The 20622-nt window shown below is 60.9% G+C and carries 17 protein-coding genes; 8 read left to right on the top strand and 9 right to left on the bottom strand.

Annotation, left to right across the window (positions count from 1 at the left end; translation table 11 throughout):
- The first annotated feature begins 68 nt into the window (after positions 1–68).
- A complete protein-coding gene (gene ccsA, locus ACIX8_RS16895) occupies positions 69–884 on the top strand; it encodes a cytochrome c biogenesis protein CcsA (RefSeq protein WP_014266589.1) in 816 nt (271 codons plus the stop codon).
- Entirely contained in the window at positions 881–2158 is a 1278-nt protein-coding gene (gene hemA / locus ACIX8_RS16890; RefSeq protein WP_014266588.1) for a glutamyl-tRNA reductase, read from the top strand. Before ccsA ends, hemA begins: the two co-directional genes overlap by 4 nt.
- A 9-nt stretch (positions 2159–2167) precedes the next feature.
- Here hemA and ACIX8_RS16885 read toward each other — a convergent pair whose 3' ends face one another.
- On the bottom strand, positions 2168–2839 hold the full coding sequence (locus tag ACIX8_RS16885) for an NAD-dependent epimerase/dehydratase family protein (RefSeq protein ID WP_014266587.1): 672 nt from the start codon (positions 2837–2839) through the stop codon (positions 2168–2170).
- A 45-nt stretch (positions 2840–2884) separates the two neighbouring features.
- Here ACIX8_RS16885 and hemC point away from each other — a divergent pair, with 45 nt between their 5' ends.
- Both hemC and ACIX8_RS16875 read left to right on the top strand, forming a co-directional pair.
- Positions 2885–3871: a hydroxymethylbilane synthase gene (hemC, locus tag ACIX8_RS16880; RefSeq protein WP_014266586.1), complete on the top strand. Its 987-nt coding sequence runs from the start codon at positions 2885–2887 to the stop codon at positions 3869–3871.
- 102 nt (positions 3872–3973) lie between these two features.
- Entirely contained in the window at positions 3974–5527 is a 1554-nt protein-coding gene (locus tag ACIX8_RS16875) for a catalase (protein WP_014266585.1), read from the top strand.
- Between the two features lie 91 nt (positions 5528–5618).
- On the opposite strand, the gene cysK is transcribed toward ACIX8_RS16875, so the two are convergent.
- The 3 genes from cysK to ACIX8_RS16860 all read right to left on the bottom strand — a co-directional run bounded on the left by cysK (position 5619) and on the right by ACIX8_RS16860 (position 8006).
- A complete protein-coding gene (gene cysK / locus ACIX8_RS16870; protein ID WP_014266584.1) occupies positions 5619–6674 on the bottom strand; it encodes a cysteine synthase A in 1056 nt (351 codons plus the stop codon).
- Positions 6675–6783: 109 nt separating this feature from the next.
- Entirely contained in the window at positions 6784–7461 is a 678-nt protein-coding gene (locus ACIX8_RS16865; protein ID WP_014266583.1) for an ROK family protein, read from the bottom strand.
- Between the two features lie 140 nt (positions 7462–7601).
- Positions 7602–8006 (bottom strand): winged helix-turn-helix transcriptional regulator, encoded by a 405-nt coding sequence (locus tag ACIX8_RS16860; RefSeq protein ID WP_014266582.1) that lies wholly within the window; start codon positions 8004–8006, stop codon positions 7602–7604.
- Positions 8007–8081: 75 nt separating this feature from the next.
- On the opposite strand from ACIX8_RS16860, the gene ACIX8_RS16855 reads away from it, so the two are divergent.
- Positions 8082–9050, top strand: a complete 969-nt coding sequence (locus ACIX8_RS16855; RefSeq protein WP_014266581.1) for an oxidoreductase — start codon at positions 8082–8084, stop codon at positions 9048–9050.
- Between the two features lie 295 nt (positions 9051–9345).
- Here ACIX8_RS16855 and ACIX8_RS16850 read toward each other — a convergent pair whose 3' ends face one another.
- Positions 9346–11748, bottom strand: coding sequence for an aldehyde dehydrogenase family protein (locus ACIX8_RS16850; RefSeq protein WP_014266580.1), 2403 nt, complete (start codon positions 11746–11748; stop codon positions 9346–9348).
- Positions 11749–11879: 131 nt separating this feature from the next.
- Positions 11880–12905, bottom strand: coding sequence for a deoxyribose-phosphate aldolase (gene deoC, locus ACIX8_RS16845; RefSeq protein WP_014266579.1), 1026 nt, complete (start codon positions 12903–12905; stop codon positions 11880–11882).
- 78 nt (positions 12906–12983) lie between these two features.
- On the opposite strand from deoC, the gene ACIX8_RS16840 reads away from it, so the two are divergent.
- Together ACIX8_RS16840 and ACIX8_RS16835 are read left to right on the top strand one after the other, a co-directional pair.
- Positions 12984–16391, top strand: a complete 3408-nt coding sequence (locus ACIX8_RS16840) for an alpha-mannosidase (RefSeq protein ID WP_223295362.1) — start codon at positions 12984–12986, stop codon at positions 16389–16391.
- Positions 16392–16518: 127 nt separating this feature from the next.
- A complete protein-coding gene (locus ACIX8_RS16835; RefSeq protein ID WP_014266576.1) occupies positions 16519–17286 on the top strand; it encodes a uroporphyrinogen-III synthase in 768 nt (255 codons plus the stop codon).
- Positions 17287–17323: 37 nt separating this feature from the next.
- On the opposite strand, the gene ACIX8_RS25995 is transcribed toward ACIX8_RS16835, so the two are convergent.
- The 3 genes from ACIX8_RS25995 to ACIX8_RS16825 form a co-directional block, all read right to left on the bottom strand.
- Complete coding sequence (locus ACIX8_RS25995; protein ID WP_190273683.1) at positions 17324–17464, bottom strand: hypothetical protein; 141 nt, start codon at positions 17462–17464, stop codon at positions 17324–17326.
- A gap of 361 nt (positions 17465–17825) precedes the next feature.
- Entirely contained in the window at positions 17826–18728 is a 903-nt protein-coding gene (gene nth, locus ACIX8_RS16830) for an endonuclease III (RefSeq protein ID WP_014266575.1), read from the bottom strand.
- 2 nt (positions 18729–18730) lie between these two features.
- Positions 18731–19537, bottom strand: coding sequence for a chlorite dismutase family protein (locus ACIX8_RS16825; RefSeq protein ID WP_014266574.1), 807 nt, complete (start codon positions 19535–19537; stop codon positions 18731–18733).
- Between the two features lie 324 nt (positions 19538–19861).
- Between ACIX8_RS16825 and ACIX8_RS16820 the strand changes: the two genes are divergently transcribed.
- Positions 19862–20500 (top strand): DedA family protein, encoded by a 639-nt coding sequence (locus ACIX8_RS16820; RefSeq protein WP_014266573.1) that lies wholly within the window; start codon positions 19862–19864, stop codon positions 20498–20500.
- Positions 20501–20622 lie beyond the last annotated feature (122 nt).

The following is a 20622-nucleotide window of genomic DNA, read 5'->3' as shown; positions in this document are numbered from 1 at the left end:
AGACATAGGACGCGTTCCTGCCAGCTATACTGGATCATTGTGGCGAATCCTTCGCCGTGCATGGTCGAATGTCCCTTCTCTGGCTCCGAGTCGCGGTTCTTCTCTACGGCATTGCCGCGCTCGCGGTGCTGCCTGCGGCCCTCTATAGCCGTCCGCGCTGGCGGCATGTTGCTCTCCCTGCGGCACTTGCCGGAGTTTTCTTCCATTTTGTAGCCCTTGTGGAGATCCTCTACGCCGCGCACCGCGCCCTGCCGGTCGACACCCATGAGACGCTTTCGATGCTCGGTTTGCTGCTGGCAGGCGCGTTCCTGGTACTGGCCGCAAAGTACCGGACGGTCTCCTTCGGTATTTTCCTGCTGCCGATTGCGGTGCTGCTGACGATCGTTCCCGCCTTCCGGCCCGGACACGAGACGATCGCCTACCCCTTCGTCGGCACCCTCTGGCTGTTTCTGCATGTGGCGCTGCTGCTGGCGGCGTATGCGGCGCTGTTTCTCTCCCTGATCGCCAGCCTGCTGTACCTCATCCAGGAGCGCCGGTTGAAGCAGAAGCGTGCCGGCCAGCCCCGCACGTGGCTGCCGCCGCTTGAAACCACCGACCAGATCGCCCTGAAGTCGCTGCTCTTCGGCCTGCCGTGCATGACGGCTGGCTTGCTGATCGGTTCGGTCATCGCTCTGCAGACTATCGGCCCCGCGTTCTTTGCCGACCCTAAGGTGCTGCTCTCCTTCGCGATGTGGATCGCGTACATGCTGATGATCTTCATCCGCCGTCATAGCGGTCTGCGTGGACGCAGGGCGGTCTATCTTTCCAGCTTCGTCTTTCTGGTGGTGCTTGCGGTATGGGCGGCCAACCAGCTCTCTGTCGTGCACAGGTTTAAGGCCCCATGAGCGAACTCAAGACAAACTCGGGGTCCATTTTGCTGCTCGGCGTGAACCACACGACTGCGCCGCTTGATGTGCGCGAACGGCTCGCGATTCCTGTTTCGCGGTTGGCCGATGCCACGCGGACGCTGGCGCATCAGCCCGGCGTGCGCGAGGCGCTGATTCTTTCCACCTGCAATCGTGTCGAGTTGTTGACCGTGCAGGATGCTCCCCAGGCGTCGTCCGTGCCGCCTATGGGCATGCTGCGTTTTCTGCACGACTACCTCAATCTGCCCGCCAATGAGATCGAGCCGCATGTCTACGAGTTCCGCGAGCGCGAGGCGATCCGGCACCTGTTTCGCGTGGCCAGCTCGCTGGACTCGATGGTGGTAGGGGAGCCGCAGATTCTCGGCCAGGTCAAGCAGTCGTGGACCGTGGCCCGCGAGGTCGGAGCGGTTCGCTCGACGCTCGACCCGCTGTTGCAGCGCGCGTTTTCTGTCGCGAAGAAGGTACGCACTGAGACGCAGATCGGAAGTTCCACAGTTTCGATTGCGTCGGTCGCTGCCGAACTGGCGCGCAAGATCTTCGGTTCACTGAACGGCAAGACGGTGCTGATCGTCGGGGCAGGGAAGATGAGCGATCTTGCCGCGCGGCACCTGATCCAGCAGGGGGCGACGACGCTGCTGGTTTCTAACCGCACCGAGGCCCGGGCTGAGAAGATCGCCGACTCGTTGCGTACGCCTTCGATTACAACCGGGGTGATTCCGTTCGAGCAGCTCCACGAGCAATCGCACCGCGCCGATATTGTGATTACGAGCACGGGTGCAGGGCATGTCTTTACTCCGGACCGGGCGCGGGCGCTGCTGCAACGCCGCCGCAATCGGCCTGTGTTCTTTATCGATATTGCTGTGCCACGCGACGTTGCGCCGGAGATCAACAAGCTCGAAGGCTGCTTCGTCTACGACATGGACGACTTGCAGCAGGTGGCCGCGCAGAACCAGGCTGTCCGCAGTCGCGAGGCCGAGGCTGCAGAGTCTATTGTGAGCCGTGAGGTTGAGCTTTATGGAGAGCGTCTCGCCCAGGCGCCCGCGGCTCAGGCGATCAAGCAGCTCATGCTTGAAGCTGAAGCGCTACGCCAGCAGGAACTTGCGCGCACGGCACAACGATTGTCGCCGCAGCCGCTTACGCCGGAGCAGCAGGCTGCGATTGAGGCGTTGACGAAGTCGCTGACTGCTAAGCTGCTGCATCCGCAGATCGCGGCGCTGCGTGGAGCAGCGAATGCTTCTGAGTCCGACGAGTAGCTTGAGCGCTTATCTCTGCAGCGCAGCCGCCTGAATATCCCGCGTTTCCAATATCTTTTTCGGGTATCCGCTCCGAGCCACTCCGATCATGGCGCAGCCGAGTTCTTCGGTGCTCGTCACCAGGCCTGCAGCGACGCGCCGCAGCAGGGGATAGGTCCACGACAGCGTCGTATAGATCGCGTTGTACCAGCCGACCTTCGAGCGGATGCCGTGCAGGGGCTGGATATATCCCGGACGGAAGCAGAAGACGTTCGGCAAGGGGAGACGCATCAGGGCGTTTTCGGTGGCGCCTTTTACGCGGGCCCACATGCTGCGGCCCTTCTCCGTGCTGTCGGTACCTGAGCCTGAGACGTAGACGAAGGTCTTCAGGCTCCCGCGTGAGATCAGCATCTCCGCGACACTTAGTGTGAGATCGTACGTAATTCGGCTGTAGCTGGCCGCGCTCATGCCAACGGATGAAACTCCCAGGCAGAAGAAGCAGGTGTCGTAGCCGTCGAAATGCTCTTCAGCGCCGGTCCAGTCGAAGAAGTTGTTGTGTACCAGTTCCTCGACCTTGCCTGAGGCCAGGCCTGTAGTCTTGCGCACCACAAGCAGTACGCGTTCGACTTCGGCATCCTCGATGCACTGTCGCAAAACGCCCTGACCCACCATGCCGGTACCGCCGAAAAGAATTACACGCATGTATGTATCGTATTCCACTGCACTGATGCGGCGTATCCTAGACCTGTGACTATACCCACCATTCGAATAGGCTCGCGCGGCTCTCAGCTCGCGCTCTGGCAGGCAAACCATATCGCCGCGCAGCTTCGTGAACGCGGCCACGCGGTTGAGATCGAAGTCATCCGCACGGTTGGGGATCGCATGCAGGACCCCGGCTTCGTTGCTCCGGCCACCTTTCCCGACGGCACCTCGCTCGACGCCAAGGGCATCTTCATCAAGGAGATCGAAGACACGCTTGCCGTGGGCAAGATCGATCTCGCCGTCCATTCGCTCAAGGATCTTCCCACCACGCTCGACCCGCGCTTTACCCTGGCGGCGATTCCCGTGCGCGCCGACGCCCGCGACGCCTTCGTTTGTGAGAGCTACTGGGGCTTGCACATGCTGCCCTCAGGGGCACGCATCGGCACGACCAGCCCGCGTCGCCAGGCGATGCTGCTGGCCCTGCGTCCCGATCTGGAGTTCGTCGAGATGCGCGGCAATATCGATACGCGCCTGCGCAAGTGGAGCGAAGGCCAGGCCGACGCGCTGGTCCTCGCCAGCGCCGGGCTCGACCGCATTGGCCGTGCAGAAAACGTCCATCAGCGCTTCTCGATCGACGAATTGACCCCCGCACCCGGTCAGGGAGCGCTTGCGCTCGAGACTCGATGTCCGCTTCACCCGCTGGATACCGAAGATTCCAGCCGCGATCCAGCCATCTATGCGGCTATTCGTGAGCTCAACGATTCCGCGACAGAATATGCCGTTCAGGCCGAGCGTACAGTGCTCGCCGTTCTGGGGGGAGGCTGCCAGCTTCCGCTGGGCGCCTTCTGTCATGCCGTGGATGACCAGTGGCACCTGCATGCGATGGTTGTTTCTCCCGACGGAGAGCAGGTGGCGCATGTCGTGCAGAAAGTTCCGTTTGGCACACCAGCCTGCGAACTCGGATCTGCTGTTGCTTCTGAGCTTACGGCTCGCGGTGCGTTGGAACTTCTTCAAGTTCAGCCTGTTGCGTAATTCTTTGGTCATGCCGTGATTGCTGGAGGCCGTGTCCATTCAGAGGCAACGCCTTTGGGGCCGTAGCGTCCAATGGACTACGAGTTAACCGGGAGAGCAAACATGGCAGACAAGAACAGCACCAACGGCAGCAGCCCGAAGCCCAGTACCCAGGCACTTACCACGAACCAGGGCCGTCCCGTCGGAGACAATCAGAACTCTGTCACCGCCGGCCGGCGTGGGCCCATCACACTTGACGACTTCCAACTCTTCGAGAAGATGGCGCAGTTCAACCGCGAACGCATTCCCGAGCGCGTGGTCCATGCCAAGGGTTCCGGCGCGCACGGTAACTTCGTCGTGACGCACGACATCACGAAGTACACCTCCGCTAAACTCTTCTCGAAGGTCGGCAATACCTGCCCGATGTTCATCCGCTTCTCTACTGTGGGCGGCGAAAAGGGCTCGGCCGATACGGCTCGCGACCCGCGCGGCTTTGCGATCAAGTTCTATACCGAGGAAGGGAACTGGGACATGGTCGGCAACAACACGCCTGTGTTCTTCATCCGCGATCCTCTCAAGTTCGGTGACTTCATCCATACGCAGAAGCGTGAGCCGGGCTCGAACCTGAAGTCCGCCACGATGATGTGGGACTTCTGGAGCCTGTCTCCCGAGAGCCTGCACCAGGTTACGATCCTGTTCTCCGACCGCGGCATTCCCGATGGCTATCGCCACATGAACGGCTACTCGTCGCACACCTTCTCGCTGATCAATGCGGCGGGTGAGTTGCATTACGTCAAGTGGCACTTCAAGACCAACCAGGGCATCAAGAACCTGCCGGTCGAAGAAGCCGAGAAGCTTGCCGGCGCTGATCCTGACTATTCTCAGCGCGACCTGCACCATGCCATCGAGCGCGGTGAGTTTCCGTCGTGGCGCGTGCAGATCCAGGTAATGCCGGAGAGCGAGATCGACAAGTTCAAGTACAACCCGTTCGATCTCACCAAGGTCTGGCCGCACGCAGACTATCCGGTGATCGACGTTGGCGTAATGACGCTCGATCGCATGCCGGATAACTACTTTGCCGAGACCGAGCAGGCTGCCTTCAACCCGTCGAACATCGTGCCGGGCATGGGCTACTCGCCGGACAAGATGTTGCAGGGCCGCTTGCTCAGCTACCCGGACGCGCATCGTTACCGCATCGGCACGAACTACGACCTGCTGCCGATCAACGCACGCAAGAACGCTGGCGCCAACTACAACCGCGACGGCGCGATGCGCTTCGACGGCAACTATGGCTCGCTGCCGAACTACGAGCCCAACAGCTTCGGCGGCCCCGCCCAGGATCCCAGGTACACCGAGCGTCCCTACACCACCAGCACCACGTTGGAGAAGATCGCTCGCTACGACCACCGCGAGAACAACGACGACTACACGCAGGCGGGAGATCTATGGCGGTTGTTCGACGAAGGCCAGAAGAACCGTACGGCGAAGGCCATTGCGGACTCGCTGGGCCAGACGCCGCTGCGTATCCAGAAGCTGCAGCTCTCGCACTTCAAGAAGGCCGATGCCGAGTACGCCTCAAAGATCGCCTCCCTGCTGGGCAAGGATCAGCATCCTGAATACCTCCACGGGCCGGATGCCGCGGAACTCCCGGCCGCAGCGCGTCTGCCTGAGAAATAGACTCGTAACTCGTGTCTCGCAGCTGAATGCAAACACACGAAGGGCTGCCGTGAGGCAGCCCTTCGTGGTCTTCGTATAGTGGCGGGCTGTTTTATTTGGCAGCAGGTAGCCAGAAGCTTGGTGTGCTGTGCGCAATAGCGATCTCTTCTTCCGTCATATCGACCGAAATGTCCGCGAAGAGCGGTGTGCTGAGGTAGCGTTCACCGGTATCGGGCAGCATGCAGAGGATCGTAGATCCCTTCGGTGCCTTTTCCGCAATGCGCAGGGCTGCGGCGAAAGTTCCACCGGAAGAGATGCCGACGAAGATGCCTTCCTGCGTAGCGAGTTCGCGGCTCCGCTTCATCGCTTCAGCGCCGGGTACCAGGACAACTTCACGAATGAAGTTCATGTCTTGTGCCTCACCCATGAGTCTGGAGAGAAAGTTGGGATTCCAGCCCTGGAAGGGATGTGGGTTCCACGAGGGGTGAGCTGCCGATGCGATCCCTTCGGCGTCTCGCTCCTGCGGGAGTCCGCTGGAGAGCATGGGAGCTTCCTCGGGTTCAGCGACGATGACCTGCGTCTCAGGGCGTTGCTTTGCGAGCACGCGGCCGATGCCGTTGAGGGTGCCGCCCGTTCCATAGCCTGTGACAAAGTAGTCGAGACGTTCCCCGTCGAAGTCTTCGAGGATTTCTACGGCGGTGGTACGCTCGTGCATCTCAGCGTTGGCTTCGTTATCGAACTGGCGGGTCATAAACCAGCCGTGCTTTTCGGCGAGTTCCTTTGCTTTCTCTCCTGCGCCGGTGGCGCGGCCCGAAGCGGGTGTGAGAATGACCTTTGCGCCAAGGAAACGCATGAGTTTTCGGCGCTCGACGCTGAAGTTTTCACCGAGCACGAGGACGAGCGGGTAGCCTTTCTGCGCGCAGACCATGGCGAGTCCGATGCCGGTGTTGCCGCTGGTCGACTCAATGACGGTCTGTCCTGGCTTCAGTTCTCCGCGACGCTCGGCATCTTCGATCACGCCGAGGGCCAGGCGATCCTTTACGGAACCGAGTGGGTTGAAGGCTTCGACCTTGACGTAAAGATTGATATCCGGCGGCGCGAGTTTGTTGATTCGTACAACCGGGGTGTGGCCGACTGTTTCGAGAATATTGTTGTAGAGATGTCCCACGGAACTGGTGCTCCTTTAAGCGCACGGGCGCTGTACCTAGATCTTAGACACAGTGGGATGGGGTTTCGTTGCGAGACGATGTCTGGGACATCGTGAGTCTCATTAGCAACTACAGCTTGGCTGCCTGTTTCGATGTCAGATCTTCCCAGAGCCTGAAGCCGCCTTTGACGGCGTTTTCGTTGGAGCCCACTACGATATGCGGCGGAAGCTTCTTCATGAGCTTCGCGTTGCCGCCGCCTAACAGGACGTTATCGCAGACCATGGCCTTTTGCAGGAGCTCGATGATGTCGAGCACCGATCTGCGCCAGCGCTTTTTGCCGCGATGCTCCAGGCCAGCTGCGCCGATGTACTCCTCGTAGGTGTGGCCTTTTTTGTAGGGGAGATGGGCCAGTTCCAGCGGCACGACGACGCCGTCCAGAATCATCGCCGACCCTAGCCCTGTTCCGGTGCCGAGAAACAGCATGCGTCCACTCTTGTAGCCACCCAGAGCCTGCATCGCTGCGTCGTTGATAAAGCGGAGCGGTTTGCCGAAGGCCTTGTCGTAGTCGAAGCCTACCCATCCCTCGCCAAGATTGTGCGGTTCGGCGATAGGGCGATGGTTCACTACGGGGCCGGGGTAGCCGATGGAGATGCGGTCATAGCGCCAGCCTTTGGTCGCGGCGAGCACCTGGGTGCACATGCTCTTTGCTGTCATCGTTGGCCCGGAGGGGATCTTGATGGGGACCGGGGTGTCGGTGGATGCCACCTTTACGTTTGTGCCGCCTATGTCGATTACCAAAACTCTCATGTGGGGGAAATGTTACCAGCTACCAGAGCAAGTCTTTTGTTGCCGGGAGGCCGAATTGGGCGCGAAGTGCTGTTTTTGGGGGGAGAACGGCCTTCAGGTATTGCGGCTTCACTCTTCATTTCATTTAAAGAAAAGTTGTTCTAGCGCTCGTCAAACTTTGTTCGAGCTTCCTGAAACCTTCCCACACTCTTTGCTACCCAACTCCATAGCGGCTCGACGTGGTCCAGCATCTCGATACCAATCGGCGTGATGGCGTACTCGACGCGTGGGGGTACCTCGGCGAACATCTTTCGCGTTACCAGGCCATCGCGTTCGAGCTGTCGCAGCGTCTTGGTCAGCGACTTCTGGCTGATGCCCTCTACCTGCTCCAGCACGCGTGAGAAGCGCAGCGGCTCGCCGGCCTCCGCCAGTACGCTCATCACCCACAGCGTCCACTTGTCGGCGAGGCCGGTTATGATCTCGCGCGTCAGAGCGTCCTGGTCCTCGGAGAGCCCGTCGCAGAGTGCCGCTGCCTCGTCCCATTTTGTTTTTGTGGTTTTCTTCATTTGTTACCTCGAGGTAAGTACGCGCAAGAAAGGTGCCTTATTGCCAAAAGATACTAATGCAAGAATACTGCATTTATGACGACGAAACGGAACACCCCATGGACGGCAGACAAGGTTGGCTCGCAGCAGGGAAGACGGGTTGTGATTACAGGAGCGAACAGCGGCATCGGCTGGGAGGCGGCGCTGGAGCTCGCCCGCAACGGGGCGGAGATCGTTCTACCCGCCCGCACACAGGCCAAGGCCGAGGATGCCATTGCGCGCATTCGCCGCATCGTGCCGCAGGCGAAGCTCATCCCTGAGATTCTCGACCTTGCCGACCTGAGTTCGGTGCGGGCGTTTGCGGGGCGCTATGTCGAGCGCTTTCCGGGAGCGTCGCTCGATCTGTTGATCAACAACGCCGGGGTGATGGGGTTGCCCACGCGTGAGTTGACCGTTGACGGGTTTGAGCGCCAGTTCGGTACGAACTATCTGGGGCCCTTCGCGCTGACGGCGTTGCTGCTGCTGTCGATCAAGCCGCAGCCCGGCTCACGGGTGGTTACCGTCTCCAGCTCCGCCAGCAAGTGGGGCAAGATCGACTTCAGCAACCTGCAGGGTGAACGGGTCTACAAGCCGATGCTTCAGGCCTATGGTCAGTCCAAGTTGGCGGACTCGGTTTTTGCACTTGAACTCCAGCGGCGGCTTACGGCGATCGGTTCGCCGATCCTCAGCACGGCCGCCCATCCGGGGTATGCCATTACAAACCTGCAGACGAGCGGGCCGGGCGACTCAAGCGGTCTTGTCATGCGGATACTTTCTGCAGTTCTCAAGCCGATTGCGTCGCAGGACTCCGCGCATGGTGCGCTGCCTACGCTCTTTGCGGCTGTCGCTCGGGAGGCTACGCCGGGTGGGTATTACGGGCCCGATCGCTTCTCGGAGATGAAAGGGCATCCGGTGCCTGTGCCGATTGCGAAGGCGGCGAAGGATGTGGCTGTGGCGAAGCGTCTGTGGGCGGAGTCTGAGCGGCTTACCGGGGTTAGCTTTGGGGTGCTGTCGGCGGTGGGGTAGTGCAGAATCGGGGGCCCCATCCTCGACGCGTGGCTTTTTGCGCGTCAGGGTGGGGGGTAGACATGACGCGGGCTACTGCGGCTCTAAGTCAGGGGTATCGTGCAAAGCACGACCGCCTTTGGCTTGTAGCAGCGACCGTGCCCGAATAGAGGAGAGCGGTCGTTCGCTACCACGAACGATACCCCACCCTGCCGCGCAAGAAGCCGCGCGTCGAGGATGGGGCACCCGGTTTGGGATGGGACACTCCGGTTTGGGGATGGGGCACCCGGTTTGGAGGATGGACCCGGCGTCTGGTTTATTCCCCGTACGGGACCCAGATGTTCTTGATCTGCGTGGCGTGGCGCAGGAAGTAGCGGCCTTCGGCCTGGGCGGGGTCGAACCAGTCGATGCTGCGGCCTTCGTTGGTCCACACCTGCTTGAGATTGCCGATGGAGCCTAGCTTCACCATCGCGCTTGCGGCCTCATCGCGGAAGCTCCAGATGGCGTCGATGTCGTCGTGCTCGGCCAGCGTCTTGCCTAGTTCGCTGGCTTTGCCCGCGACGATGTTGACGACTCCTCCGGGCAGGTCGCTGGTGTCGAAGACCTGGTACAGGTCGCTCATCAGCGTGGCGCAGCGCTCGCTCGGCACGGCAACGACGGCGTTGCCCATGGCGATGGCGGGAAGCACGAGCGAGAGGAAGCCGAGCAGCGGCGCGTCGTCGGGGCAGAGGATTCCTACCGTGCCGATGGCCTCCTTCATGGCGAGCGTCACCATCCGCATGGGTGGATTGTGTACGGAGCCTTCGAATTTGTCGGCCCACGCGGCATAGGCGAAGGTGCGTTCCACGCCGTAGTCGAGTTCAATCGCTGCCTGTTCCGGGCCGACGAACGCGGCTAGCTTGGCGACGATCTCCGCGCGGCGTTGCACCATGTTCTCGGCGATGTAGTAGAGGATCTGCGCGCGGCCATGGGCGGTGGTCTTTGCCCACTTTGCCGAGATATTGCGTGCGGCTTCGACGGCGTTGCGGATGTCCTTGCGATTGCCTAGCGGGGCCTCGCCGACAAGCTGGCCGTTGCGGTCATAGACGGGATAGCTGTAGCCGGAGTCCGGCCGCGCCTGCTTGCCGCCGATGTACAGCTTCACCGTGCGGTCGATGCCGAACTCGACAGCCGCGCTGCGTTCTTCATCGAAGCCCTCCGGCTGGTCGATCACTGGCTCCGGCAGCGTCTTCGCGGCGGTCTTGCGTTCGGCGTGCACGGGGACGAGGTACTCGTACATGCCTTCCTTGCCGCCCTCGCGGCCATAGCCGCTCTCACGATAGCCGCCAAAGCCACATGCCGCGTCGAAGAGGTTGGTCGCGTTCACCCAGACCACGCCGGCCTTTACCTGCGCGGCCACGTCGAGCGCGACGTTGATGTTCTCGCTCCAAACGCACGCGGCCAGGCCATAGGTGGTGTTGTTGGCGAGCTCCACGGCCTCTGCAGGAGTGCGGAAGGTCATGGAGACGAGTACCGGGCCAAAGATCTCCTCCTGGGCCACGGTCGAAGCGGGGTGCACGTTGGTCAGGAGCGTCGGCTTGAAGAACAGGCCCTTCTCCGGCATCGTGACCTCAGGCTGCCAGCAGGTGGCACCTTCTTTCACGCCCGTCTCGACGAGGCCCTTGATGCGGTCGTACTGGATCTGGTCGACGATGGCGCCAATGTCGATGGCTTTGTCCAGTGGCGAGCCGACGCGCAGGGTCTCCATGCGGGAGCGGATCTTGTCGTAGAGCTTTTCGGCGACGCGCTCCTGCACCAGCAGCCGCGAGCCCGCGCAGCAGACTTGTCCCTGGTTGAACCAGATGCCATCGACGAGACCTTCGACTGTGGAGTCGAGATCGGCATCGTCGAAGACGATGAACGGGCTCTTGCCGCCAAGTTCGAGGCTCAGCTTCTTGCTGGTCTTTGCCGTGGCCTTGCGGATAATGCGGCCGACCTCGGTCGATCCGGTGAAGGCGATCTTGTCGATGTCGGTGTGCTCGACGATGGCTGCGCCGGTTTTGCCGTCGCCGTTGATGACGTTCAGCACGCCCTTGGGCAGGCCGATCTCCTGAGCGATCTCAGCCAAGGCCAGCGCGCTGAGCGGGGTGAACTCGGCCGGTTTGATGACGACGGTGTTGCCTGCGGCCAGTGCCGGTGCGACCTTCCACGCGAACATCAGCAGCGGGAAGTTCCAGGGGATGATCTGGCCGACGACGCCTACGCTTGTGTAGCCGGGGAACTCCTCGTCGAGCAACTGTGCCCAGCCTGCGTGATGGTAGAAGTGCCGGGCGACCAGCGGGATATCGATGTCACGCGACTCGCGGATCGACTTGCCGTTGTCCAGTGTCTCCAGCACGGCGAGCCTGCGCGCGTGCTTCTGCACCTGCCGTGCAAACGCGTAGAGATAGCGAGCGCGCTGATGGCCCGTGAGCGCCTGCCAGGCTGGCAGGGCGGCGCGAGCGGCCTTTACGGCGCGGTCTACGTCGCTGGCATCGGCGGTCGCGATCTTCGCCAGCACCTCGCCGGTCGCGGGGTTCCTGGTCTCGAAGCTGGAGCCGCTGACCTGCGTCCATGCGCCGTCGATGTAGTGCCCGAAGCTGCGCTTGTGGGCGTCGAGCCACTTGTTGACTTCGCTCGCGTCTTCGGGCGCCGGACCGTATTCCATGCTGTAGAACTTCTCCACAATGCTGCTTGCCATGCTGATCTCTCCTTGCGGCTGAGGCGGTTGAGGAAATGGTCCCTCAGGGGCTAAAGCCCATCCCTTGCCTGACCTGAACGGCACGGCTGAAGCCGTGCCCTTAACGAAACAACTTGCGCAGTCGAGGGCCTTTACGCAATCGGATGCCGATACGCTGCCGAGTACCGGCCGTTCACGTGGTGCTCCAACTGCCGTTCGATATCCCCAAGCATCGAACTCGCGCCATAACGGAACAGCGTCGGCTCAAGCCACGGTCTGCCCAGTTCGTCCTTCATGGTCGCCATCCAGTCCAGGGCCTGTTTGGCGGTCTTGATGCCGCCTGCCGGCTTGAAACCGACGGCCATGCCGGTGCGTTCGGCGTAATCGCGGATCGCCCGCACCATCACGAGCGAGACGGGGAGGGTAGCATTCACGGCTTCCTTGCCGGTGGAGGTCTTGATGAAGTCCGCGCCTGCCATCATCGCAACCCAGCTTGCGCGCGCGACGTTGCGCAGGGTCAGTAGATCGCCGGTGCCGAGGATCGCCTTCATGTGGGCCTGTCCACAGGCCTCCTTGAACGCCGCGACCTCGTCGTACAGCGCGTTCCATTCGCCGTTGAAGACATGGGCCCGCGTGATAACGATGTCGATTTCGCTGGCGCCCGCTTCGACACTGCGCCGAATCTCCTCGACGCGCTCGGCCAGCGGTGAAAGTCCGGCGGGAAAGCCGGTCGATACGGCGGCGACGGGAATGTTCGTGCCTTCGAGCGCCTTGACGGCCGTCTCGACGAACGCGTGGTATACGCAGACAGCGCCCGTGGTCAGGTGTAGCTCCTCAATGCCGAGCGCCTTCACCAGGTGGTCCTGCAGGGGCCGCCGGGCCTTGGCGCAGAGCCGTTTGACCCTCTCCGCGCTGTCGTCGCCGCTGAGCGTCGTCAGGTCCATGCAGGCGATGGCGCGCAGCAGCCATGCGGCCTGCCAGTCCTTTTTGACCGAGCGCCGGGCCGGAATGGTCGCTGCACGCCGTTCGACGGCGCTGGTGTTGACCCGCACCTCCTCGACCCAGTCCAGGTTCAGCGGAATGCGCTGGTTCGGAACCAGCTCCCGGCCATGCAGCGTGACGGGAACGTTCGCGTGCCCTTCAGATTTTTTCTGTAGCTCTTCCTGCTTCACAGCCATGTCTCTGCTCCACTCGAATTCAAGCAATCAGGCCCGCCAATATTGTCCGGCAGGCCTGAAACGAGATGCGAATAGGAAGTGTATACCCAGCGCGGCAGGGAAGACACTTCGGGCCGGTGGGTGGGGGACTTTGTGAAGATCGTTCCCATTTGCTACTCTCCCCCCATGCGTCTTTGTGTTTTTCCGCTCGCCGTTCTGCTTTCCGCCGCGCTGCTTCCAGCCCAGTCCTTCACTCCGGTTCGGGAGCTGAAGAACCTGTCGCCTGGTGCCGTTGCCAAGCTGCACACCCTTGAAACCCTGGACGCACTGCCTGCGGCAGACTGGCATTTCCATGCCGGTGACCTCCCGCACGGCGAGTCTCCGGCGCTCGACGACTCCTCCTGGCCTCTGGTTCACGGTCACAGCAAGGCCCCCAAGGACGCGGTCTGGTATCGCCGGGAGATCGAGATTCCCAAGACCCTCAACGGGTATGACATTACCGGCGCACGTGTCTGGTTCCAGTTCCAGGCAGACGCCAACGGTCCCATGCCCCAGATCATCTACTTCAACGGCAAGCGTGTCGCGCTTGGCGATGATCTCGAGCCTATCGTCCTCTTTGAACCTGCCAAGCCGGGCGACAAGATCCTCGTCGCGGTGAAGCTTCTCCACACCGTGGACGACAAGACTTTCCGCGGCGTGACCCTGCGCATTGAGCCCAGTTCCTCGGGCCAGCGCCCCGATCCAGACGATATTCGCGTGCAGTGCATCGCTGCCGCCAATTTACTGCCGCAGCTCAAGACCCCCCGCCCGGACCTGCTGCCCAAGGTCGAGGCCGCCGTTGAGGCGATCGACATGAAGGCCCTTGCGGCCGCCGATCAGACCGCCTTCGATGCTTCGCTGCGCAAGGCCCAGGGCATTCTGAGCGAACTGCATCCGATGCTTTCGGAGGCGAAGGTCGATCTCGCCGGCAACGCGCACATCGATGCCGCGTGGCTCTGGCCTCGCAGCGAGACGGTCGATGCCGTGAAGCGTACGTTCTCCACTGCGCTGCAGTTGATGAACGAGTATCCCGATTACACCTACAGCCAGTCGGCTGCGCAGTACACCGAGTGGATGGCGGAGAAGTATCCCGACATCAATGCGCAGATCAAGCAGCGCGTCAAAGAGGGACGCTGGGAGATCGTCGGCGGCATGTGGATCGAGCCTGACCTCAACATGCCGGATGGAGAGTCGCTGGTTCGCCAGCTGCTTGTCGGCCAGCGCTACTTCCAGGAGCAGTATGGCGTGACCGCACGCATCGGCTGGAATCCCGATTCTTTCGGCTACAACTGGCAGCTGCCGCAGATCTACAAGCGCTCCGGCCTGGATTACTTTGTCACGCAGAAGATGCACTGGAACGATACCAACCAGCTTCCGTTCCGCATCTTCTGGTGGGAGTCGCCCGATGGCAGCAAGGTCCTGACGTACTTCCCCACCGACTACGTTCACGACAACGTAAACCCCACACGCATCTCGGCTGACTTTGCCGAATCCGCCCAGCGCAACCCTGGCACCTCTGAGATGCTCGACCTTTATGGCATCGGAGATCACGGCGGCGGACCGACACGCGCCATGCTTGAACAGGCCGATCACTGGATCGAGAAGGGGAAGACCGACGCTGTGCCGGCGATGCACTACAGCACCGCGCAGAAGTACTTCGACGACGTCGAGCACAACCTGAATCCCGATTCTCCCACCTGGAACTACGACAGCCTTGCCAAGGGCTACACCGCTCCTCCGGCCTCTGCTGCCGGTGCGGTTGGTCTGCCCACCTGGAAGGATGAGCTCTACCTTGAGTTCCATCGCGGCGTCTTCACGACCCAGGCCCAGCACAAGGCCAATATGAGGAACAGCGAAGTCGCGACTCTCGATGCCGAGAAGCTCGCGTCGTTCGCGTGGCTGGATGGCAAGACCTATCCTGCCGCCGAGCTTACGGAAGACTGGAAGAAGATCACCTTCAACCAGTTCCATGATCTCGCCGCGGGATCGGGCATCGGCATCATCTACAAGGATGCGCAGCGCGACTATACCGAGGTCTTCCACTCCGACCGCGAGATCAGCGATGCTGCGATCAACACGCTCAGCGCCACGGTCGATACCCACGTCAGCACAGGTGTTCCGGTCATGGTCTTCAATGCGATGGCCTGGCCTCGCAGTGAGACCGTCAACCTCAACGTGCAGCTGCCCGAGGACGCGAAGTCCGTTCGCCTGCTCGATGCTCACGGCCAGCCGGTTCCTTCGCAGGTCGTCTCCCAGGATGCCGCGACGCACCAGTTCACTCTGATCGCTCGCGTCAAGGATGTGCCCTCGCTGGGCTACACCGTCCTGCACGCTGAAGCTGTTACCGGCAACGCCAAGGCTTCGGCGGAGAACGATCTTCGCCTCGACGAGAAGTCCGACGCGATTACTCTCTCGAATGCTCACCTGAAGCTGGTTCTCGACCGCAAGACAGGCTGCATCACCAGCCTGGTCTCGCTGCCCGCGAACACGGAGTTCCTCGCACCGAAGGCCTGCGGCAACGAGCTGCAGACCTTCAAGGACACTCCGAAGCAGTATGACGCCTGGAACGTCGATCCCGGCACCTTCGACCACTACACCCCCATCTCGTCGGTGGACGCGGTAACCGTGCTCACGCATGGTTCGCTGCGCGACACGATCCGGGTGACCCGCACGTGGCAGAAGTCGCACTTTACGCAGGACATCTCGCTCGATGCGGGAGCCGATCAGGTCGAGGTTGCCAATGACATCGACTGGCAGGAGCAGCACGTGCTCCTGAAGGCTGCCTTCCCCCTCGCGGCTTCGAGCGCCAAGGCTACGTACGAGATTCCGTATGGCTCCATCGAGCGGCCTACTACCCGCAGCAACTCGTGGGAGAAGGCTCGGTTTGAAGTTCCTGCCATGCGCTGGGCTGATCTCGGCGACGCACACCAGGGGCTCTCGCTGATCAACGACTCCAAGTATGGCTACGATGCCGTGGACAACATGCTGCGCCTCACACTGCTGCGTTCGGCCACCTGGCCCGATCCCGACGCGGACCGTGGCCGCCAGCGCTTTACCTACGCGATCTACCCGCACGCTGGGGACTGGAAGCAGGCACTCACCGTTCATCGCGGCTTTGAGCTGAACGACCCGCTTAAGGCTCAGCAGGTCTTCAGCCACACGGGCACGCTCCCCACAGAACACTCCTGGGGTACCGTGGAGAACGCCAACGTCACGCTCACGGCTGTGAAGAAGGCCGAGGACTCCAACGCCCTCGTCTTCCGCATGTACGAGTGGGCAGGGAAGGCGAGCGAGGTAAAGCTGCATGTGCCGCGCGGTGCGCAGTACGCGGTGGAGAGCAACCTGATGGAGAAGGTCGAAGGCTCGCATCTGGCACTCACGGGAGATGTCGTGACGGTGCCGATCAAGCCTTACGAGATTCTTACCGTGCAGGTGTTCTATTCCGGCAGCAACGTTGCAACGAAGTAGGAGTGATAACTACTCTCGTTGAGTCGCTGGATTTACCGAAGATACGGCCTGAAAAGGCCGTATCTTTTTTATGGGTGGTAGAGATGAAATACTCACAAGACTGCGAAAAGAAAGCTGTGTGGTTTCGATGATCCATCCCCGTGTCCTCGTCACGCGCGCCCCGCATCAAGCCTCTGAACTCGCTGAACAACTGCGCATGGCGGGCATTGATCCCATTTTGATTCCGGCCATCGAAACCACATCGCCTGTCAGCTTTGCTGCACTCGACGCTGCGCTTCAACATCTCGATACGTTCCACTGGCTTCTCTTTACCAGTGCCAATGCCGTTGAAGTCTTCGCACGCAGGTTGTTATCTCCGAGCGGGGTGCGGATGCCGCGAATGGCGGCCGTCGGCCAGGCTACAGCTCGCGCTGTTGAGGCCGCTGGTCTGACCGTAGACCTTATCCCCCAGCAGGCTGTTGCCGAGTCTTTTGCTCAGGCGCTTCTGCCTTATGCGTCTCAGCCTGATGGCTCTTCCACGCGTTTTCTGCTGGTACGTGCCGAACAGGCTCGCGATCATCTCCCTGAGACCCTGGGTGCTGCCGGCGCTGAGGTAATCATCGCTCCGGCCTACCGCACTGTCATTCCCGAGAGCTCGATTCCGGCGATCCGCGAGATGTTCTCTCGCCCTGAGAACTATCCGGATGCTGTTACCTTTACCAGTTCGTCCACGGCGCAGAATCTTTTTGCGCTGCTGGAAGCCGCTGGGGCTACGCTTCCGCCACAGATCCTGCGAGTCTCGATTGGGCCGATTACGTCACAGACGCTCGTTCAGCTAGGCTTTCCACCGCATGTCGAGGCGAAAGAAGCGAGTGTGGTTTCTCTGGCGGCTGCAATTGTTGAACACTTTAAGTAGCCTTCAAATAGATGTAGCCAGTGATAGCGTTTGGGACTCACTTAGCCCCGAAGGGGCGGCCTATCCCAGCCTGGGGCGCAAGCCCCAGGTACATGCCCGCCAGGAAATCGAGGGCTGAAAGCCCGGTATATCTCGCCAGTGCAAACGAGATATATCGCGCTTTCAGCGCTTGATTCATGGTTCGATTCTTACCTGGGGCTTGCGCCCCAGGCTGGGATATGCCGCCCCTTTGGGGCTTGTGCCCATGGCCGTTTAGCCTCTGCGCTCCATTTAGCTTCTAGGGTTGATCGTGCTGCCCACCAAGAAGCTGGCATAGTTAGCTACAAAGTAAGTGACATTAGGCTGTAAGCCCGATCTATCGTTGTGCTGCCGATAGGTCGGGCCTTCAGCCCTCAGTGCTTTATCTGTGTTTGAAACCCAGGGCTAGGCCCTGGGCTGTGATGGGGCCGCCCCTTCGGGGTTAAACAAGAACTTGTGTCTACATTGGCTGCATGAGTCAATGTAGATAACGCCCTGTTTTGCAGTGGTCGGGACGGGTTTTAGTGCGAACTCCACGTTTTATCCGCAGAGTTGCACAGTTTTTCCAGACTGCAATCCACACATTTGGGCTTGCGGGCGATGCAGACCTGACGTCCGTGATGGATCAGTTCATGCGAGAACTGAATCCAGCGATCCTGTGGGATAACCTTTTGCAGGTCCTGCTCTACTTTGACGGGTTCGGTCGCCTGGGTAAGCTCCAGCCGCCGCGAGATGCGCAGCACGTGCGTATCGACCACGACTCCTGAGGGAATCCCGAACCAGGAGCCCAGAACGACGTTCGCTGTCTTGCGCGCGACGCCGGGGAGCTGGATCATCTCCTCGATGGTCTTCGGGACCTGGCTGTTGAACTTCTCCACGAGCACCTGTGCGGCACCCTTGATGTTCTTGGCCTTCGCCCGGTAGAAGCCGGTCGTATGGATGATCCGCTCGATCTCCAGCAGGGGAGCTTCGGCCAAAGCCTTCGGTGTCGGAAACATCTTGAACAGCTCTGGGGTGACCTTGTTCACGGTGACGTCAGTCGTCTGGGCCGAGAGAGCGGTGGCGATGGTGAGCTCGAAGGCGTTGCGGTGTGTCAGGGCGCAGACTACGTTTGGGTAAGTCTTCCGCAGAGCGTCGAGAATTGCGGCAACACGTTCCGGCGCCAGCGGCTTCGCGGTCTTGCCGCGTTTGGCCTTTGGCGCAACTGGTTCTTTGGCTGCTATCTTCCGAGCTTTTGCTGCCGGAACGCCTTCAATGGCAGCCTTCCGCGCAGCGGGTTTCAGCCGCTGCGGCGGAGTTAGCACATTTCTAACTATCTCGCTGACGGCTCTGTCCCGCTCCAGTGCGCGTTCGTCGCGCAAGACGGCAGGCGACTTTTGCGTTGGACGCTTCCGCTGTCCGCTCTTGTACGGGGTTCGCGACATCGTTATCCCAACCGATCCAGCATCTCCATCGGCTTCAGGCGTACGCAGCTGAAGATCGGAGTGTCCTTGAGGGTGTACAGGCTGGCCTCGGTCTCACGAAGCTGCTGCACGAGGTCGAGGAAGTCCTCGGGGAAGTTGGTCTCGAAGGCGACGACGAACTCCTGGTCGTCGATGCCGAAGGAGTAGGTGGTGTTCAGCTTGACGCGCGGGTAGAGCAGGCCGACGCGGATGTGCTCGTCCATCAGGCGCTTGCGCTCGGTCAGGGAGAGCAGGTACCAGGGGCGCGTCTTCCAGAACGGATAGATGAAGATGTACTTCTGTCCGCCGGGACGAATCGCACCGCGGCCTTCGCCTTCGCTCTCGTCTTCACGGTCGATCTGGTACTGCGAGCGCTTGGTCATGGCGAGGAAGTTGTGCGGGCACTCAAGGTAGCCGCCGAGGGGAGTGGCGAGTAGCTCCGAGCGCATCTTGTTCAACTCGTCAATGGCATAGCCGATCGACCAGACGCACATATCGACGTCTCCGCGCGTTCCGATGGTCGAGTAGGTCAGGGAGAGGAACTCGCCGGGCTTGTTCCAGCGGGCCAGTACGTCGGCGAAGGCGGCTTTGTGAGCGGCCTTTTCGTCGGCGGGGAGTCTGCGCCACTCGGGCAGCAGCTTGTAGAAGCTGAAGCAGACGATCTGACGTTTGACCGGAGGGCCGCTATGAGCGGGGGGAGCGCCATAGCCGCCGGTCTGGGGCTTGGCGGGAGCGGAGTTTTCAGGGGTGCTGGAGGCGGCTGCTTCGGGTGCTTTTACGACTTCGGACATAGGGCAATCGTAGCAAATATGGCGGGGGACTCACCTGGAGATTGATCAATCCCTGGAAGTCCGGGTGCCCCATCCTCGACGCACAGTTTTATCGTGCGGCAGGGTGGGGTATGGATGCCAAGCGAGCCCCACTGATCTTCGAAGCACGCTCTGCGTCGGGGATATCGTTTGTGGTAGCAAACGACCGCACTCCTCCATCCAGGAATAGTTTCCACTACGAGCAAAAGACGGTCGTGCTTTGCACGATACCCCACCCTGCCGCACGATAAAACCGTGCGTCGAGGATGGGGCACCCGGAGTATTTGTCCGATATACTGCACAGGAATGTCAGAGAAACTCATTGCAATCCTGGTGGCCTTCATCAGCGCGGGAGGTTATGCCGGCGTTGTCCTGCTCATGGCGATTCAGTCGGCCTGCATTCCCATTCCGTCTGAGGTCATCATGCCCTTCGCGGGTTATGCGCTGGCCCACTCGCAGATGCAGCTCATCCTCCTGGCGACCCTCGCGTCCCTGGCTTCCAATCTGGGGTCGATTCCGGCTTACTGGATCGGTGCTAAAGGCGGCCGTCCGATGGTGGAACGCTTTGGCCGGTACCTGCTGCTCAGCAAGCGCGATCTGGACATGGCTGAGCACTTCTTCGCCCGCTTCGGCTCCATCACCGTACTGATTGGCAGGATGCTGCCGATCGTTCGGACATTCATTGCGTTCCCGGCGGGAATGGCGAAGATGAATCAGTTCCGCTTTCATCTCTACACGTTTATTGGCTCGTGGCCCTGGTGCTACGTCCTGGCGTATGTGGGTATGAAGCTGGGCAAACGCTTCCAGACCGACCCGCGCTTCAAGGCGGTCTTCGATAAGTTCCACCATGGCGTGGAGCTGGTTTTGCTGGTTGGAGTCGTGTGGTTTATCTGGACCCACTGGAAGAATCGCATGGGTGCCTCTGAAGCTGAAACTGCATCCTGACAAGGAGAGCCGGGCGGTAATGCCTCATAACCTCTGTTTTTTCTTGTGCAACCCCGGTATGGCTATATCCCATCTGACTTCCTGAGGCGGCAGAAATTATAAATAGCCGCAAACTCGCTATT

The sequence above is a fragment of the Granulicella mallensis MP5ACTX8 genome (assembly GCF_000178955.2).
GTDB lineage: Bacteria > Acidobacteriota > Terriglobia > Terriglobales > Acidobacteriaceae > Granulicella > Granulicella mallensis.
This window is presented reverse-complemented; position numbering and strand designations above follow the sequence as displayed.